Here is a 224-nt window from a genome sequence, read left to right on the forward strand (position 1 = left end):
ATTCCCGCTGCACGCTCCAACTCATTTTGTGTGCTGATATAGCTCAGTCGGTAGAGCGCACCCTTGGTAAGGGTGAGGTCCCCAGTTCGACTCTGGGTATTAGCACCAGTCAAAAGCTTCTTCTCCTTTAATAAAGAAAACCATTTTTTTTGGTTGCGTGGTCTTATTTTAAGCCACCTAATCCGTACCTAGAGGGACACCCCATGTCTAAAGAAAAATTTGAA

At 44.6% G+C, this 224-nt stretch carries 1 tRNA gene; it reads left to right on the plus strand.

Annotation, left to right across the window (positions count from 1 at the left end):
• Window positions 1–32: 32 nt before the first annotated feature.
• Window positions 33–108, plus strand: a tRNA-Thr gene (locus tag AB4513_RS24720).
• Window positions 109–224: the final 116 nt, after the last annotated feature.

It is taken from the genome of Vibrio sp. 10N.222.54.E6 (assembly GCF_041473955.1).
In the GTDB taxonomy this organism is placed as follows: Bacteria; Pseudomonadota; Gammaproteobacteria; order Enterobacterales; family Vibrionaceae; genus Vibrio; species Vibrio tasmaniensis_A.